We start from the raw sequence: 15,459 nt of genomic DNA on the forward strand, positions 1-15,459 counted from the left end.
TGACCGTCCGCTGGGAAAAGTCAACGGATTGGAGTGGCAGGTGTCGGAAGATCTGAAGAATTGGCAGCCGCGCCCACGGCCGGAACGCAAGGCGATCGAGGGGCGCACGGTCAGGCTTGAGCCGCTCAGCGCGGCGAAGCATGGCGACGGCCTCTACGAGGCCTCCTCGGTTTCGGATGCCGGCGGACGTTTCGCCTGGCTGCCCGATTACCCGCCGGAGACCCGCGCCGCCTTCCAGCCGTGGCTCGACAAGGCGGAAGCGAGCGAGGATCCGCTGTTCTTCAGCGTCATCGATAAGGCGAGCGGCAAGATCGCCGGGCGCCAGACGCTGATGCGTATCGACGCCGCCAACGGCGTCGGGGAAATCGGCAACATCTATTGGGGTCCGCTGATCTCGCGCAAGCCGGCGGCTACCGAGGCGCAGTTCCTGTTTGCGAAATATCTTTTCGACGATCTCGGCTACCGCCGCTACGAGTGGAAATGCAACAACCGCAACGAGCCCTCGAAGCGCGCCGCCGAGCGCTTCGGCTTCAAGTTCGAGGGCATCTTCCGCCAGCATCTTGTGGTGAAGGGTGAAAACCGAGACACGGCGTGGTATTCGATCATCGACAAGGAATGGCCGGCCTTGCGCAAAGCCTATGAGGGCTGGCTCGACCCGGCAAATTTCGATGGCGAGGGCGTCCAGAAGCGGCGGCTGGAGGATTTCCGCTCCGACTTTGGCGCGTAACCATGATCCCGAAAAGTGGGCAACCGGTTTTCGGATAGGATCATGGTCAGTAACGAGGAGTTCCGCGATGGCGCATGACCACGGTTCGCATGGGCACAACCATGGCGCCGGCCATGTGCATGGCTCGACCGACAAGAAACGGGTGCTGATAGCCACTTGGCTGACTGCCGGCTTCATGGTCGCCGAGGCGCTCGGCGGCTGGCTCACCGGATCGCTGGCGCTTGTCGCCGATGCCGGCCACATGCTGGCCGACGCCATCGCGCTCGGTCTTGCCTGGTATGCCTTCCATCTCGCCGGACGCCCGGCAACGGGCCGTCTGACGTATGGCTTCGGCCGGGTGAAGACGCTGGTCGCCTACACCAACGGCATCGCCATCTTCGTCATCGCGCTGTGGATCGTCTACGAAGCCTGGGGACGGCTGATGCACCCAGCGCCCGTGCTCGGCGGGCCGATGCTGGTCGTGGCGGTGGCAGGCCTCCTGGTCAACATCGCCTCCTTCTTCGTGCTGCATGGCGGCGACCGCGAGAGCCTCAACATGCGCGGCGCCATCCTGCATGTGCTGGGCGACCTGCTGGGCTCCGCCGCCGCCATTGTCGCCGCCATCATCATCCTGGCGACGGGCTGGACTCCGATCGATCCAATCCTGTCGGTGCTGGTGTCGCTGCTCATCCTGTCGACCGCCTGGTCGCTGATGCGCGAGGCGGCGCATGTGCTGCTGGAAGGCGTGCCGGGGAGCCTCGATCGCGACCTGATCGCCAAGGACATCGAAGGCACGGTCAAGGGCGTGCGCGAGGTGCACCACATGCATGTCTGGTCGCTCGACGGGACATCCAACATTGCGACGTTGCATGCCTGCCTGAACGACGGCGTGGATGCGTTTGTGGCGGTAAGCGCCATCAAGAAACGGCTATCCGCCAAGCACGGCATCGATCATGCCACGGTCGAACCGGAATTCGGGCAATGCGCCGACAGCCATGACATGCACGACCACCAGCACGATCACGCGCATGGCGCGCCCGCCGATCGCCGGCACTACCACTGACCACCATTATGCCTAACAGCGTCGAAGCCAGGAAAGCCTGCTGATGGATCGTGACACACGCAACGCGGCGATCGCCGCGGCTGTGATACTGCTCGTGTTCGGTCTCGCCGCCTATTTCCTGCCGGCCATCATGCTGGCCGCGGGCAAGGTGTCGACGGTGCTGGCGGCCGTCATCGCCGCGGTCTTCATGGTCGGGCTGTTTGTTGTCCTGTGGCTGCGCGGGCGCAGCCAACGCAAGAAAGGTCTCTGAAGATGAAAATTCTGATCACGGGCGCGGCCGGCATGGTGGGCCGCAAGCTTATCGCGCGGCTGGCCAGGGACGGCGCCTTGCGCGGGCGCCAGATAAATGCGCTCGACCTGCACGACATCGTGGCGCCGCAGGCGCCGGCGCTTGCGGGCGTCGAGGTCTCGATCCACACCGGCGATCTTTCCGCGCCTGGCGCCATGGCGGCCCTCGTGGCTCCGCGCCCGGACGTGATCTTCCACCTGGCCGGTATCGTGTCGGGCGAGGCCGAAGCCAATTTCGATCTCGGCTACCGGGTCAATCTCGACGGCACGCGCGCGCTGTTCGACGCGGTGCGGCTGGCGGCATTTTCGCCGCGCCTTGTCTTCACCTCGTCGATCGCCGTGTTCGGCGCGCCGTTTCCAGATGTCATTCCGGACGAGTTCCACCCGACGCCGCTCACCTCATACGGCACGCAGAAGCAGATAAGCGAAGCGCTGCTCGCCGATTACACACGGCGCGGCCTCTTCGACGGCATCGGTATAAGGCTGCCGACGATCTGCGTGCGCCCCGGCAAGCCGAACAAGGCGGCCTCCAGCTTCTTCTCCGGCATAATCCGCGAGCCGCTCGCCGGGCAGGAGGCGATCCTGCCGGTGCCGCGCTCGGTGCTGCACACCCATGCCAGCCCGCGCTCGGCAGTGAATTTCCTCATCCATGCGGCCGAAATCGACGGCGACAAGGTCGGACCGCGCCGCAACCTGACAATGCCTGGCGTCGCCGTCACCGTCGGCGAGCAGATCGAGGCGCTGGAGCGCATTGCCGGCGCCGAGGTCACGAAGCGGATCCGCGAGCAGCCCGACGAGGTCATCTGGGCGATCGTCAAGGGTTGGCCGACGCGGTTCGAGGCCAGGCGGGCGCGGGAACTCGGCTTTGCCGCTGAAAAGAATTTCGACGAGATCATCCGCGCTCATATCGAGGACGAGCTCGGCGGGCAGATAGCGTAGCGGCCATCCAGCGTCTGGGCGGCGAAAATCGACGTTCAGACGCCGCCCGACAGACTCGCCAACAGCAGCAGCAGGCCGACCAGGAAGATGAAGGCGGCGCCGCCGATCTCGACGATGGAGTGGATGCGGTTGCCGATGCGGCCTTCGCCGGCGAAATAGACCGCCCAGTTCTTGGCCAGCACGGCGATCGTCGCCAGCGCCGAGACGGTGATCGCGGTGCCGATCGACATCGCCAGCACCGACAGCAACCCGCCTAACCAAAGTCCGTTGAGCAGCGCGAAGCTCAGCACGATCAGCGCGCCGGAGCAGGGGCGGATACCGACGGCGGCCACAGCTGACCAGGCGGTCTTCCAGTCGAAGCGGTCGCCCGAGAGCATCGCCGGATCCGGCGCATGCGAATGGCCGCAGGTCTCGCAGACTTCGCCCGGATCATGGTCGTGATGGGCGTGGTCGTGCGCGGCGTGATGGTGGTGCTCATGCGCGCCATGATCATGGGCGTGGGCATGCGAATGCTCATGATGATGATGATGATCGTCATGCAAATGCGCGGCGTGCGCGTGCGCATGAGAGTGGCCGGCATGGGCATGTGCGTGAGCTTGAGCGCGGGAATGCCCGCCATGCGAATGGCTGGTATGGGCGGCCGACAGGCTGTAGGCAGGCGTCCTGCCGAAGAGGCGCAGTACCGATGGGCCGAGCTTGCGCCACAAGAGCCAGGCACCGAACAAGGTGACCAGCACAAAGCTTGAGATTTCGAGGAACCAGGCGGCGTCGGTCATCGAGATCGCGGTGCCGCGCAGCACGAAATAGGCAAGCATCATGACGACCACCGCCGTCAGGCCCTGCAGCAGCGCCGAGACGAAGGAGAGCATGATGCCGCGCTTCAGCGCAACTTCATTGGCGACCATGTAGGATGAGATCACCGCCTTGCCGTGGCCGGGGCCGGCGGCATGAAAGATGCCATAAGCGAAAGACAGGCCGATCAGCAGCCAGAGCTTGCTGCCGTCCTGGCGCATGGCTTTCATGGCTGCGGCCAGCGAATGGTAGAATTCCTGTTGCCTGAGATTGATCCACATCAGGATGTGGGCGAACGGGCCTGTCGCGGTCGGCGCCATGCCGTCATTGGTGCCGATGCCGAGCGAGCTTTGCGCATGCGCGGCGCCGGGCAAGTGAGTGATCACGAAGGTGGCGGCCAGCAAGCCAAGCGCCAGGTGTAACGACGGTTTCATCACCAAATCATCCTTCCGGCGGGCAGTCCAATTCGAGCTTGGTGGCGAAGATCTTGCTCATGTCGGTGCCTGTCGGATCGTTGAAGAACGCGTCCGTCAGGGTCTTCTGGTTTTCCTTGATCGCCTCATCCGGATCTGGGCGGATGACCTTCTTGGTGCAGGTCGAGGGCAGGCCTTCGACCGTGAGGTTGGCGTCGTCGGTGAAGTCGATCGCGGTGTAGAAGGTCGGATCGTAGACGCCGATATCGATCTTGCCGGCAAGCTTGATCGGCGTCTTGGGCTGCGATTCGAACAGGATGATCAACTGGTCGTTGTCGAAGTTCGCCATGAGGTGCGGCGGCGGCACCATGGGCACGTCCTTGCCGTCCTGGGTGACGAGCTGGAAGTAGTTGAACTCGGCCAGCGAGGAATGGACGGTGTCGGCCACTTCCTTGAGCTCTTTGTCGTCAAGTTTCAGATCGGAGTTCTTGTCGAACTCCATCATCACTGTACTCGAAAACAGGTCGTCGAAGCGCCAAAGGTGGCGCAGCGCCGTCACACTTTGGTGATCCTGGCTGAGAATGACGTCGAGCCGGGCTTCGGCGAAGACATGCGGGTGCACTTCAGCCTGTTCGACCGAGGCCAATGTGGCCGCAAGGGCCGAAGCCAGCATGGTTGCTTGCCGTTTCAGATGCATTCCGTGCCGCGATTCCATTGACATTGTTTTACGCAATTCCGGACGGAAAACCGCTACGCACTTTTCCTGGAATTGCTCTAGGGAGCGAGCCCGAGGGTTGACATAAAGCAGGCGAAATTGGGACGCGTCCCCTACGACGCCGTATCGCGCGTCCTGAACCAGTGCACCAGGAAGTCGACGAAGACCCTTACCTTGGCCGGCAGATAGCGGCGGTGCGGGTAGACGGCGAAGATGCCGGTGCCCGACAGGAGGCGATCGTCGAGCGCTGTGACCAGCTTACCGGACGCGACGTCGGGGGCGGCGATGAAATCGGGCAGCAAGGCAAAGCCGAGGCCCGAGAGCGCCGCGGCTCGTGCCACGATCGGGCTGTTGACTTCGATCGGGCCTGACACGGCGACGCTCATGGATTCCTCGCCCTCGCCCTTGAAACGCCAGTTGGCCAGCGAGCGGCCGTTGGTGTCGACGATGCAGGGCAGGTTGGCGAGATCCTGCGGCCGCGTCGGCGCGCCATGCTTGGCCATCAGCTCCGGCGACGCGCAAAGCCTGACCGAAAACGGCGCCAGCCGCCTGGCGATCAGCGAGGAGTTCTCCAGCCGCGAGATGCGCACGGCAAGGTCGAACCCTTCCTCGACCAGGTCGACGAAACGGTCGTCGAGATGGATGTCGAGCACGATGTCGGGGTGCTGCCTGGTGAAGTCGATCAGCGATTGGCCGATCGGCGCGTCGGCGAAGGTGCGGGCGGCCGACAGCTTGATCCTGCCGCGGACGTCGCCGGAAGACTGGCGCACCGTCTCGGCGAGGCTGTCGACCTCGCGCACGATCTCGGAGGCGCGCTGGTAATAGGTGTGGCCGGCCTCGGTCAGCGAGAACTGGCGCGTGGTGCGGTTCAACAGCAGCGCGCCGAGCTCGTCCTCCAGCTCGCGCACATATTTCGACAGCAGCGCCTTGGAGCGGCCGATCTTGCGCGCCGCGGCCGAAAAGCCTTCCGCCTCGACCACGTCGATGAAGGCGCGCATGCGGGTCAATGTATCCATGGTCAGACCTTTCGTGCCGCGTCGAGAATCCTGCGGCCGAGCCGTATCAGGGCCACGTCGCTGCCGGAAGGGCCGAGCAGCGAAAGGCCGAAAGGTGCGCCGTCGACGGAACCGATCGGCAAAGTGATCTGGGGAAAGCCTGAAAGGCCTGAAAGGCACAAGAGATGCAGCGCTCTTTCGCGATAGGCCTGGAACCGTTCCGGCGTGCTGGCGGCGAGCGGCGCCGGGCCGGGAACGGTGGGCAGGACCAGAAAGCCGCTGTTGCCGAGCAGCGCGCCGAGCTCGTCCCGGAACGCCAGCCGCCGCGCCGCTTCGGCGGCGGCAGTTTTGGCATCTATGGTGCGGCCGAAGGCAAAACGCTCCTCGACGCCCGGGCTGAGGCGACCGCCGGCCGAAATCCACGGGCCATGCTCGCGCCAGGCCTCGAAAGCCTGCAGGCGACGAAAGCACCAGTAAAGCTCGTCGGGGGATGAGGCGAAGGCGTATTCGGTCTCCACGGGCTGGCCGATGACAGAGGCGGCCAGCGCCTTCATGCGCGCATATTGCGCGGCCTCCGCCGGACCCATGACGAAGGCGTCCAACCAGCGGATCGACAACGGGCGGTTGAGCGGGTGCTGGTGCGGGTCGCGGCCGAGCAGAAGCTTGCCGACCGCCTCGTAGGTCTCGATGTCGTCGGCGAACCAGCCAAAAGTGTCGAAGCTCGATGCCAGCTTCATCGCCCCGTCGAGCGAAATGCGGCCATGGGTGGTGCGCAGTCCGATCAGGCCGCAGAAACTCGCCGGAGCGCGGATCGAGCCGCCGGTGTCGGAGCCGGTGGCAATGTTCGCCAGCCCACCCGCAACCGCGGCCGCCGAGCCGGAGGAGGAGCCGCCGGTGGCGCGCTCGGGCGCGGCGGGATTGACCGGGTAGGGGAAATGCGCGTTCTGGCCGAACAGCGAGAAGGCCAGTTCGTCGGTCTGGGTCTTGCCGACGAATCGCGCGCCGGCATCGAGGATCGCCTGCACCGCTTCGGCCGTGCGCGAGGCGGCATGCGCCTCCTCGAATTTCTGCGGGTTGCCGCAGCCGGTGCGGTAGCCTGCGACGTCGTAGATGTCCTTGACCGCCAGGCGCAGGCCGGCGAGCGGGCCCAATTCCGCATGCGCCACAGGCATCTGGCGCAGATCGAGGAAGGCGTTCAGCGGCCCTTGGGTTCCTGGCATCGTTCGATTTCCGGATACGGTGCGACCAACATTGTTCGATGCCGGAAATTTTACAACCTGGGCTTACGATTTTTATTGATTGTGAAACCCTTCGCCCCTATATCGCGCTTGCCCAAAGTCGCACGTGCCTGTGGGTGTCCGCCGATCCTCGAATGGTGAGGGCAATCGGTAAGGTAACTGGAGCCAACCACTCCAGTCGGTCAGTGGCCAACCACAAGATCGAGGACACCTTGAAGCAACGACGGTGCGGGCCTTTCTGGTTCTCTTCCGGTTGTCCAAAGACCGGGGTTACTAAAGAGGCACACCTTCATTGCCGGCAGTGCGGACGGGGTTTCCCATCCAAGCCAAGGCAGACAAAGCGAACCGAGGCCGGGCAAGGCCAAGGTTCATCGCCGCGAGACGGCATTTCATGGTTCCGGGGTCTCCACCGGCTGGTTCCATGGATTTACGTCCCGCCTTTGTTTGACCGCGAGTTCGCGAGGCTGAGCGCCCGCGTTCCGTAGCCTTTGTGCGCGCCGAAAGGCGTTATGGAGAGACCCGATGGCCACCCAGCGCATCCTTGACTTCCTCGCCACCCGACGTCCGAACGGCCCTTGCCTCGTCGTCGACCTCGATGTCGTGCGCGACAATTTCCGCGCCTTCGAGAAGGCGCTGCCCGATTCCAAAATCTATTATGCGGTGAAAGCAAACCCGGCGCCGGAAATCCTGCGCCTGCTTGCTGCGATGGGCTCGTCCTTCGACACCGCATCGGTTGCCGAGGTCGAGATGGCGATGGACGCGGGTGCGCCCGCCGACCGCATTTCCTTCGGCAACACCATCAAGAAGGAGCGTGACATCGCACGCGCCTACCAGCTCGGCATCCGTCTCTTTGCCGTGGACTGCGTCGAGGAGGTCGAGAAGATCGCCCGCGTCGCGCCCGGCTCGCGCGTGTTCTGCCGCGTGCTCACCGACGGTGAAGGCGCCGAGTGGCCGCTGTCGCGCAAGTTCGGCTGCGTGCCGGCGATGGCCGTGGACGTGCTGCGCCATGCCAAAGGCCTCGGCCTCGACGCCTATGGCGTGTCGTTCCATGTCGGCTCGCAGCAGACGGATCTCACGGCCTGGGATCGCGCGCTGGGCGACGCCAAGAAGGTGTTCGCGACGCTCGCCGAGGAAGGCATTGTGCTCAAGATGGTCAACATGGGCGGCGGTTTCCCGACCCGTTACCTGAAGGACGTGCCGGTGGCCCAGGCCTACGGCCAGGCGATCTTCTCGGCGCTGCGCAAGCATTTCGGCAATGCGCTGCCCGAGACGATCATAGAGCCGGGCCGCGGCATGGTCGGCAATGCCGGCGTCATCAAGTCGGAAGTCGTGCTGATCTCCAAGAAGGCCGACAACGACAATGTGCGCTGGGTGTTCCTCGACATCGGCAAGTTCGGTGGTCTCGCCGAGACGATGGACGAGGCGATCCGCTATCCGCTGGTCACGCGCCATGACGGCTCGGAGACCGCGCCTTGCGTGCTCGCCGGCCCGACCTGCGATTCGGCCGACGTAATGTACGAGAAGACGCCCTATCCGCTGCCCTTGTCGCTGACCATCGGCGACGAGGTGCTGATCGAAGGCACCGGAGCCTACACGACCACCTATTCGGCGGTCGCTTTCAACGGCTTCGAGCCTCTCCGATCCTACGTGATCTGAGCGGTTCGCAAGAAGCGCTCAGATCGACCGGCGCGGGCGATGTCCATCGCCCGCCCGGGCTCGCTTGTGGAACAGATCTCCGCTCGTGAAGGATCGCGGACATGGACTTGGCAAATTTCATCATCAACAGTGGCGTGGGCGGAATCTCCCCCCTTGAGGGGGAGATGGCCGGTAGGCCAGAGGGGGTCGGTTCGACTGAACTCGACCTCTTGCGGCAGAAAGATGTTGGCGCTTCACGCGCGGCGACCCCCTCTGTCGCCTGCCGCGACATCTCCCCCTCGAGGGGGGAGATCGCTCGCGCGTTTGCGATCGTCGCCGAATCCGTCATCGACACCGCGGCGCGCGAAGCGCTGCTCGACCGCGCCATGGGACCCAAGCGCAGGAAGAAGTCGTCCGAGAAGCTGCGGCGCGGCCGGCGGCCCTCGGAGGGCCTGGCTTTCGTCGCCCGCGATGCCTCGGGCGCGGTCGTCGGCACGGTGCGGCTTTGGGATGTGAGGCTGGGCGAGGGCGGTCCGGCAGCACTTCTGCTTGGCCCGCTGGCGGTCGAGCTTGGCTTGAAGAGCGGCGGCATCGGCTCGGCGCTGATGCGGCATGCGATCGCCGAGGCCGCGCGGCTCGGCCATGGCGCGATCCTGCTCGTCGGGGATGCGCCCTATTACGGACGGTTCGGCTTCTCGGCCGATCGCACCGGAGCGCTCGCCATGCCCGGTCCCTACGAGCGGCACCGGCTTCTGGCGCTGCAGCTGAAGGATGGCGCGCTGGATGGCGCCAGAGGCACGATCAAGGCCGCCGGCCGCAAGATCAAAGGTCAGGCGCCGGGCTTCGTCGCCTGAGTCTTTGTTTTCACGCAATTCCGGACGGAAAACCGCCACGCACTTTTCCTGGAATTGCTCTAAGTTCGAAAAAAAACAACGCCGCCCATCGGGCGGCGTTGTTTTTTCGCAAACGATCACCCGAGCAGCTGGCTAAGTCCCATGGCGACGGTCATGTCGCCTTCGACCTTGAGCTTGCCGGCCATGAAGGCCATCGTGGGATTGAGGTCGCCGGCGATCAGCGAATCCAGATCGTCAAGCGAGAGCTTGACGGTGCAGTCGGTCGGCGCATCGGTGGTCGAGACGGTCGCGCCGTCGATGACGATGACGCCGTCGCTGCCGGTGTCGAACTTGACCGAATGCTCGAAGCCGGCGCTTGCCACGCGCGACCTGATCTTGTCGGCAATCTCCTGAACGCCCATGGCGGTCCTCCTCGTTGGTTGCATTGACGCGCACCGGCCTGTCGAGCCGCTGGGCGACGCGCCACGCCTCAAGCGCGGTCGCGTGTCACCGCGCATATAGCTTCGAGTTGACGTAAACGTCAACGCGATCACCATGCGTCAAGTCGCATCACGGGGAAGCTGGCTCAGGCATCCATGCCGAACCTTGGCCGGACAATCAATGCTCCGGCGCGGTCTTGAACGCCTTGGTCATCGCCGCCGCGGTTTCGCCGGCACCCCTGCGGCGGCGCAGCGCGTTGTCGCGGATATCGTCCTTTGAAAGGAAGTTGACCTGGTCGATCAGCACATCGTTCACCAGTTCGACGCCAATGCGGGTGTTGATGGTATCGCGGATCGACTTGCGGAAGGCGTCGAGATCGATCGATTCCTTCTTGGTGAAATCGATCTGCGGATTGGAATAGAGGTAGGAATAGACCTGGTCGGTCATCAGCGCCTGCGCCGGGACCGACAGCTTCTTCATCTGTTCCGGCTCAATCGTGTAGACGAGCTTGGTGAGGAAATAGCCGTCGATCGTGCCATCGCGCAGCAGCGGCACCGAGATCATGTCGGTCTTGACGTAGTCGAGGCCACCCAGCATTGGCTTCGGCGGTTCGGCCGCGCCGCGTTGGCTGGCCGCCTGGAAAGAGTAGAAGACCGCGCCGAGCGTCACGGCGCAAATCCACAGCGCGGCGGCGATGAATTTTATCATGTTCTATTTGCTGCGAGCATGATCTTGTCCGAAAACCGGCCTCCACTTTTCGCTGACGCGGTCCTGCGGTTCGGGATCATGCTCGAGCCATTCCGAACTCGCCGGCCGAATAGGTACCGTCGGCATCGGCGCGCTGGATGGCGTTCCTCAGAAGCGTGGCGACCTCGTTGACGGCGTTGAGATGGGCGAGGATCGCCGCCTCGTTCTTGGCCAGCTTCTGGCGCAGCCGCAAAAGGCCTTCGCGATGCTGCTCGAGGAATTCGATCTCGTTGGCGCCCTTCAAGGCGCGGTTGAGCTCGTAAAGATACCGGCTCTTGCGCGCGTTCGAGGACTTGAGGTCATAGGCCGTTCCACTGCGGATGCCGGCGGTCTCCTCGTCCACGACTTCCTCGATGCGGCCGATGATGGCGGCGAGGTTGCCGGGTCGTGCGGCGGCGGGCGCTTCCAATGCATTGGCGCGCGCGGGAAGGTTGGAAAGGTCCGTCTGGTCGGCCATGTAGGTCCCTAGATATTGATGTCCGTTTTTATGGTTGTGTCGTCGCCGGTCATCGACCGTGCGGCCTTGCGTTCAAGCTCCTCGACCATCGAGGTCGAAAGCCTGGTCTGCTGGTCAATCTCCGCTTTCTGCGGTCCGCCGGCAACGGGGCCGACCGGCACCTTGTGCTTGCCGTCGAGATAGTGGTCGGCGAGCATGGATCGGGCGATGCCGATGCCGCCATGCGCGGCCATGACATCGGCCACCTTTTCGGCGAGCTGCGACTTCCACATGTCGCCGGCCAGGCCCTTGCCGTAAACGCCCTCGGTGTCCTTGGGCATCATGTTCTGGATGAAGGTCGTCAGCACCATCGCCTCGAAGCGCTGGAACTTCTTCGCTGGATTGGCGGCTTCCGCCTTGTCGGCAGTGGCGCGCGAGAGCACGGAGCCAGCATCGACCGTCGCGGACGGATGGAGGGCGAATGGCGCCGAGGCGCCGTTCGCTCGTCTGGCGAGCGCCGCGCGCGCGGCCTCGACATCGGCCGGCTCCGCTGCGCGGGCAACGTCCATGACGATGTCGCTGGGTGGGGAAATGGCCAAGAAAGTCCGCCCTTTGCCGGTTTTGTTATCCGCACAATGACTGAACAAGCTTGTGGCAGGCTTGCGGGAAATGGGAGGCGGAATGCGGATGTTGGATCGGTTGTCTGCTTCGCACCACGAGGGGTGTTCCCCAAGCAGATGTTTCTGATTTCGCCATTGAGCCGCAAGCCGACGGTCTGTTTACAAGACAAATTCAACGTTTTGATTGGTAGATCGGCACGTTTCGTCCAAAATAGTCTCCCAGGGCTGCGAGGTCGTGCGGAAGATGACGGCGGCCATTCTCGGCTCAGACTCAATTTGAGAACCGAAACACCCTGCCCATTTTGTTCGGCATCATGAAAACCTCCTCCGCCTGGGAGAAGCCCGCGTCCCTGCCCATGCAGAGCCATGTGCCGACCGTCTCCGGGAAATCGGCAAGAAGCATGTGCCTTTCCATCGAAGCGAATTCATCATCCGAAACGGCCGACCATTCGTCGCGCAGCAAAGAAAATCGTTCCAGCCAGGATAAGCGCTCCTCTCCCTCGAACAGCGCCGGCTCCCAAATGATAAAAATGCCCTTGCCTGCCAGAGAGCGGCGGGCGTCCTGCATCAGCTGTGCCTTGCCCGTGGCTGGCAGGTGGTGCAGCGACATGCCGATCCAGATTACATCGACAGGCTCAGACCATTTCGCCATGGCCCGGGCGAAATCACTGCACCGCAACTCAACCGGACATGGCAGGCCGTCGAGCTCCCGTGCCGCCAGTCGCAGAGATGCCTCAGACGAGTCGATGCCGACATAATTTCCGATCGCCATCGTCTTCAGCATTGCGGCGGAGGCGCTGGCATCTCCACAGGCAATGTCGAGAAACCGGAATGACGCCGGCGCATGCTCGACAAGCAGATCGCGAAGGAGGCCGTAGACCTCGCGATGGAACATGAGATTCGCGCCAACGATCTTGCGATAGGTTTGCAGTTCCTTGTTGAACATGTCCTGGGAACCAACAGCGTCGTCGCCTGCCCTGACCAGCATTGTGTCGTTCGAGGAACCTGCCATGACGTCCTCCCAATAGATGTGGCTATGAGCGTTATTCAGAGATTGGAATTCTCGCGTTGCGTCCCCAGTGCGTGGAGATGGAGCGCTCGGAACACGGCCGAGTGGCCCGGCGTAGCCACCCCCAGTTTCATTCCCAGTTGATGCATTCGACCGGAAAGCCACGCAACCTCGATGGGTTTCCCTCGTTCAAGGTCATTGGCCATCGAGGATTTCACATGCGGGGGAAACGCAGACCACCTTGTCTCGACGCGACCCGGGAACCCGTCGGCCATCGGGTGGCCGGCCGCTGCGGCTACCGCCATCCCCTCATCCCGCAACTGTTCAATGAAGATACGCGATTCCGGATCGGCCAGGATCGGACCGATGCCCGAGCGCATCAGCGATGTTCCTCCCGAGAAGGCGGCTAGCGTTACAAATTTCTCCCAAAGCACTTCGTCGATGTCTGCGACTGGCGTCAGCTCAAGCCCGATGGCACGATCACACAGCTCCTGCAGTTTCTCGATGACAGGATCATGTTGGCCGCCGACCAGGATGTGCGGCAGCCCGCCCGAATGAATGACCTCGCCGGGCTTGTTGATGAAACCGGAAAGGTAGGTGGCACCACCGATCACGCGCTTGCCTTGCACGTGACGACAAAGAATTTCGACGCTATCGATGCCGTTTTGCAGCGTAACGACGCGCGTGTTATCGGCTATGAGCGGAGCGATCGACGCAGCGGCATCCTCGCTGTCGTAGAGCTTCACTGCAAAGATCACCAAATCGACGGGTCCGATATCAACCGCCGCTTCGCTCGCGGACACAGGCGCAAGAACAAAGCTGCCGAGGTCGCTCTGGATTCTCAGACCAGTCTGGAGCATTGCCGCGAGGTGCGCTCCGCGAGCAATGAAGCTCACGTCGCCCCCTGCCTGGGCTAGCCTGGCGCCAATATATCCGCCGATGCCGCCCGCTCCCATCATCGCGATCCGCATGCCGTCCCCTCGACGTCAGCTGTCGCCATCAACCCGCCACGCGTTGCGAACCGATTGGTGAGCCCAACTAATATTAGCAGTTTCTTCAGTGACCAGCCAGTTGGCACGTCACTCCAGCTGAGCAGATTTCCGAGACGGGCATCGAAATGGATGCTCACCATCCCACCGAATCAAAGTAACTGAGGAGAATGTCCTTTGCCGACGCTTCCCCTGGCGCCCGGCGTTCAGCTTCTTACCGCCTCGGCGTAGCGGCAAGCGACCAGATTGCAAAGCCGTTCGACCGAAAGATTTGCTGCCTGGGTCCATCGGCTTGATGAAAGTGAGATGCAGCGCACAACCCCAACACAACGCAATTCAAGGCGCCGGCCGATACCTGTTCCGGAACATTTTAGCAAAATTGAATGTTTATTTTGGTTATGGAAAACGACCCTGCTTGCCGCGCCGCCTTGCGCATGATCCGCGCAACGATCGAGGAACACTGCCCGCCGGGCGTGCTTACGAGCGAGGAGCAGGTGAATGGGCACTATGGCCCGACGCTACTCGACGAGGCCGAGGCACTGTCGGTTGCGATTGTTGCCACCGTGGAGCGGCTGAGTTTTGAGTCCCAAGGGATACCTCCAGCGCCGAGCATAAAGAGGTGAGTTTCCACAAGCACCGGGCCTGCCTGCTGCTATGACGTGAGGAGGCCGAGCTGCTCACCAAAAGGCGTCGGGAGGCGCGTAAGCCGGCACCGCCTAGCTTGCCTTGCGGTAGGCCTGCGTGGTCTGAACCGCCTCAAGCAGCTCCTCTTCCGTTCTCCGGCCGCTCTCGAACAAGTTGACCAGTACCAAGGCGGTAGCTTCGCCTTCCGGGGAGCCCGGCTGGCAACCGCGCTCGCGGCACAGAACGTCAAACACGCGCTTCAGCACGTCGAGGTCTTCCGGATAAAAGGCATTAGGCGGCAGGTGCCGTTGCATCTCTCTGTTCCCGTTGGGGGCGAGAGTGCGTTGGTCGCTCTCAAGCAGCGGAGGCCATAACATAGCCGCTGACCAACGCACCTTGGCGGCTCCTGCCCAGACTGTCTATTGCATTTGATGTAGCGGCCGAAATCTTCGGCCGGCATTACGCTTAAATGAAAGCTTCTTATCCGGCAGGATGTTGGATCAGCACGGCGTATGCGAGGCCAACTAGCAGGATGAGCACAAGCCCAGCAATGACGATGCTAATGGCGATCCAGAGGCGTCTCGATTTCTTATCGGTGCTCACTCTGCCGGCTGCCCAGTTTAGTCGCGCAAGGCGACAAAAAGCCCGCCGGCCGAAGCCAGCGGGTGAAGTGGGGTCTCGGCCCGGCACGTGGGCCAAGAAAGTAATCATGCGCTCACAGCCGGCCGGGCGCGCCTACAAATGTTAAGACCACGCAGGCTGCGGTCGCGCCGCTGTCTACACCGTCTAGAGGTCGGCAGCCGCTGCCCGGATAAATCGTTCTACACAATCCTCAATCGGTGGACTCGCGCGACATATCGGCAGCTAGTGTGTCTCCCCGTCAGGCCAGAAGGAGGGCAACGCCTGCGGAATCCGGGAGGAAAACGATGTCTGCGAACAAAGAAGACTTTCGAACGAACAGAGCCGACTATCTGCT

At 63.0% G+C, this 15,459-nt stretch carries 18 protein-coding genes; 7 read left to right on the forward strand and 11 right to left on the reverse strand.

Annotation, left to right across the window (positions count from 1 at the left end; genetic code table 11):
• Positions 1–40 precede the first annotated feature (40 nt).
• From CK230_RS10530 to denD, 4 genes are all read left to right on the forward strand, one after another.
• Positions 41–727 carry a GNAT family protein gene (locus CK230_RS10530; RefSeq protein WP_095817479.1) on the forward strand — a complete coding sequence of 229 codons (687 nt, stop codon included), beginning with the start codon at positions 41–43 and terminating at the stop codon, positions 725–727.
• 67 nt (positions 728–794) lie between these two features.
• Positions 795–1,769 (forward strand): cation diffusion facilitator family transporter, encoded by a 975-nt coding sequence (locus CK230_RS10535; protein WP_095817113.1) that lies wholly within the window; start codon positions 795–797, stop codon positions 1,767–1,769.
• Between the two features lie 43 nt (positions 1,770–1,812).
• Entirely contained in the window at positions 1,813–2,019 is a 207-nt protein-coding gene (locus CK230_RS10540; RefSeq protein ID WP_095817114.1) for a hypothetical protein, read from the forward strand.
• 2 nt (positions 2,020–2,021) lie between these two features.
• Positions 2,022–2,996 carry a D-erythronate dehydrogenase gene (denD, locus tag CK230_RS10545; RefSeq protein ID WP_095817115.1) on the forward strand — a complete coding sequence of 325 codons (975 nt, stop codon included), beginning with the start codon at positions 2,022–2,024 and terminating at the stop codon, positions 2,994–2,996.
• Positions 2,997–3,031: 35 nt separating this feature from the next.
• Here denD and CK230_RS10550 read toward each other — a convergent pair whose 3' ends face one another.
• From CK230_RS10550 to CK230_RS10565, 4 genes are all read right to left on the reverse strand, one after another.
• Complete coding sequence (locus tag CK230_RS10550; protein WP_095817480.1) at positions 3,032–4,222, reverse strand: nickel/cobalt transporter; 1,191 nt, start codon at positions 4,220–4,222, stop codon at positions 3,032–3,034.
• Between the two features lie 7 nt (positions 4,223–4,229).
• A complete protein-coding gene (locus tag CK230_RS10555; protein ID WP_095817481.1) occupies positions 4,230–4,898 on the reverse strand; it encodes a DUF1007 family protein in 669 nt (222 codons plus the stop codon).
• A gap of 131 nt (positions 4,899–5,029) precedes the next feature.
• Positions 5,030–5,932 (reverse strand): LysR family transcriptional regulator, encoded by a 903-nt coding sequence (locus CK230_RS10560; protein WP_095817116.1) that lies wholly within the window; start codon positions 5,930–5,932, stop codon positions 5,030–5,032.
• A 2-nt stretch (positions 5,933–5,934) separates the two neighbouring features.
• On the reverse strand, positions 5,935–7,131 hold the full coding sequence (locus tag CK230_RS10565) for an amidase (protein WP_095817117.1): 1,197 nt from the start codon (positions 7,129–7,131) through the stop codon (positions 5,935–5,937).
• A gap of 540 nt (positions 7,132–7,671) precedes the next feature.
• Between CK230_RS10565 and odc2 the strand changes: the two genes are divergently transcribed.
• Complete coding sequence (gene odc2, locus CK230_RS10570; protein ID WP_095817118.1) at positions 7,672–8,805, forward strand: ornithine/lysine decarboxylase; 1,134 nt, start codon at positions 7,672–7,674, stop codon at positions 8,803–8,805.
• Positions 8,806–8,969: 164 nt separating this feature from the next.
• Positions 8,970–9,638: an N-acetyltransferase gene (locus CK230_RS10575; protein WP_095817119.1), complete on the forward strand. Its 669-nt coding sequence runs from the start codon at positions 8,970–8,972 to the stop codon at positions 9,636–9,638.
• 116 nt (positions 9,639–9,754) lie between these two features.
• On the opposite strand, the gene CK230_RS10580 is transcribed toward CK230_RS10575, so the two are convergent.
• From CK230_RS10580 to CK230_RS10605, 6 genes are all read right to left on the reverse strand, one after another.
• The gene (locus tag CK230_RS10580) at positions 9,755–10,039 is read right to left on the reverse strand and encodes an SCP2 sterol-binding domain-containing protein (RefSeq protein WP_095817120.1); all 285 of its coding nucleotides are present in this window, start codon (positions 10,037–10,039) and stop codon (positions 9,755–9,757) included.
• Positions 10,040–10,235: 196 nt separating this feature from the next.
• Complete coding sequence (locus CK230_RS10585) at positions 10,236–10,766, reverse strand: hypothetical protein (protein WP_095817121.1); 531 nt, start codon at positions 10,764–10,766, stop codon at positions 10,236–10,238.
• A gap of 76 nt (positions 10,767–10,842) precedes the next feature.
• Positions 10,843–11,262, reverse strand: a complete 420-nt coding sequence (locus CK230_RS10590) for a hypothetical protein (RefSeq protein ID WP_095817122.1) — start codon at positions 11,260–11,262, stop codon at positions 10,843–10,845.
• 8 nt (positions 11,263–11,270) lie between these two features.
• Positions 11,271–11,840: a rod-binding protein gene (locus CK230_RS10595; RefSeq protein WP_245429875.1), complete on the reverse strand. Its 570-nt coding sequence runs from the start codon at positions 11,838–11,840 to the stop codon at positions 11,271–11,273.
• 292 nt (positions 11,841–12,132) lie between these two features.
• The gene (locus CK230_RS10600; protein WP_095817124.1) at positions 12,133–12,873 is read right to left on the reverse strand and encodes a class I SAM-dependent methyltransferase; all 741 of its coding nucleotides are present in this window, start codon (positions 12,871–12,873) and stop codon (positions 12,133–12,135) included.
• Between the two features lie 35 nt (positions 12,874–12,908).
• Complete coding sequence (locus tag CK230_RS10605) at positions 12,909–13,841, reverse strand: 2-dehydropantoate 2-reductase (RefSeq protein WP_245429876.1); 933 nt, start codon at positions 13,839–13,841, stop codon at positions 12,909–12,911.
• 401 nt (positions 13,842–14,242) lie between these two features.
• Between CK230_RS10605 and CK230_RS10610 the strand changes: the two genes are divergently transcribed.
• On the forward strand, positions 14,243–14,482 hold the full coding sequence (locus tag CK230_RS10610; protein WP_095817125.1) for a hypothetical protein: 240 nt from the start codon (positions 14,243–14,245) through the stop codon (positions 14,480–14,482).
• A gap of 93 nt (positions 14,483–14,575) precedes the next feature.
• On the opposite strand, the gene CK230_RS10615 is transcribed toward CK230_RS10610, so the two are convergent.
• Entirely contained in the window at positions 14,576–14,797 is a 222-nt protein-coding gene (locus tag CK230_RS10615) for a hypothetical protein (protein WP_141246017.1), read from the reverse strand.
• Positions 14,798–15,459 lie beyond the last annotated feature (662 nt).

It is taken from the genome of Mesorhizobium sp. WSM3859 (genome assembly GCF_002295065.1).
Classification (GTDB): Bacteria; Pseudomonadota; Alphaproteobacteria; order Rhizobiales; family Rhizobiaceae; genus Mesorhizobium.

Excerpts from the sequence above, each read along its gene's own strand:
- CK230_RS10535 (WP_095817113.1), top strand. The coding sequence starts at position 795 with ATGGCGCATGACCACGGTTCGCATGGGCACAACCATGGCGCCGGCCAT.
- CK230_RS10540 (WP_095817114.1), top strand. The coding sequence starts at position 1,813 with ATGGATCGTGACACACGCAACGCGGCGATCGCCGCGGCTGTGATACTG.
- denD (WP_095817115.1), top strand. The coding sequence starts at position 2,022 with ATGAAAATTCTGATCACGGGCGCGGCCGGCATGGTGGGCCGCAAGCTT.
- CK230_RS10550 (WP_095817480.1), bottom strand. The coding sequence starts at position 4,222 with ATGAAACCGTCGTTACACCTGGCGCTTGGCTTGCTGGCCGCCACCTTC.
- CK230_RS10555 (WP_095817481.1), bottom strand. The coding sequence starts at position 4,898 with ATGCATCTGAAACGGCAAGCAACCATGCTGGCTTCGGCCCTTGCGGCC.
- CK230_RS10560 (WP_095817116.1), bottom strand. The coding sequence starts at position 5,932 with ATGGATACATTGACCCGCATGCGCGCCTTCATCGACGTGGTCGAGGCG.
- CK230_RS10565 (WP_095817117.1), bottom strand. The coding sequence starts at position 7,131 with ATGCCAGGAACCCAAGGGCCGCTGAACGCCTTCCTCGATCTGCGCCAG.
- odc2 (WP_095817118.1), top strand. The coding sequence starts at position 7,672 with ATGGCCACCCAGCGCATCCTTGACTTCCTCGCCACCCGACGTCCGAAC.
- CK230_RS10575 (WP_095817119.1), top strand. The coding sequence starts at position 8,970 with ATGGCCGGTAGGCCAGAGGGGGTCGGTTCGACTGAACTCGACCTCTTG.
- CK230_RS10580 (WP_095817120.1), bottom strand. The coding sequence starts at position 10,039 with ATGGGCGTTCAGGAGATTGCCGACAAGATCAGGTCGCGCGTGGCAAGC.
- CK230_RS10585 (WP_095817121.1), bottom strand. The coding sequence starts at position 10,766 with ATGATAAAATTCATCGCCGCCGCGCTGTGGATTTGCGCCGTGACGCTC.
- CK230_RS10590 (WP_095817122.1), bottom strand. The coding sequence starts at position 11,262 with ATGGCCGACCAGACGGACCTTTCCAACCTTCCCGCGCGCGCCAATGCA.
- CK230_RS10600 (WP_095817124.1), bottom strand. The coding sequence starts at position 12,873 with ATGGCAGGTTCCTCGAACGACACAATGCTGGTCAGGGCAGGCGACGAC.
- CK230_RS10605 (WP_245429876.1), bottom strand. The coding sequence starts at position 13,841 with ATGCGGATCGCGATGATGGGAGCGGGCGGCATCGGCGGATATATTGGC.
- CK230_RS10610 (WP_095817125.1), top strand. The coding sequence starts at position 14,243 with ATGTTTATTTTGGTTATGGAAAACGACCCTGCTTGCCGCGCCGCCTTG.
- CK230_RS10615 (WP_141246017.1), bottom strand. The coding sequence starts at position 14,797 with ATGCAACGGCACCTGCCGCCTAATGCCTTTTATCCGGAAGACCTCGAC.